Below are 233 nucleotides of genomic sequence, written 5' to 3'. Positions count from 1 at the left end.
CATGAAGAGTGCGATGCAACAACCGAATCATCATTGCCTTTTAAAAAACCACCCGTTAAACCCAAATATGCATTTCCATCGGCAACAAAGCGTAAACGAGGTGTACGTGCATCAGGGAATGGTGAAATTTTACGTGCATTGTTTACTTTTAAATCGTGTAATACACCAACGGCCTCGGTTACATCACTTCCTAGCCACCATTTGAGTGCTGCATCGACCGCAAAGTTCCATGA

1 protein-coding gene is annotated in these 233 nt (G+C 43.3%); it reads right to left on the bottom strand.

What is annotated here, in order from left to right; genetic code table 11:
- The coding region (locus tag AAEY72_RS16485; protein ID WP_352311777.1) for a hypothetical protein at window positions 1-233 on the bottom strand (233 nt) is incomplete at both ends.

It is taken from the genome of Psychrobacter sp. W2-37-MNA-CIBAN-0211, from assembly GCF_040309405.1.
Lineage (GTDB): Bacteria > Pseudomonadota > Gammaproteobacteria > Pseudomonadales > Moraxellaceae > Psychrobacter > Psychrobacter glaciei.
This window is presented reverse-complemented; position numbering and strand designations above follow the sequence as displayed.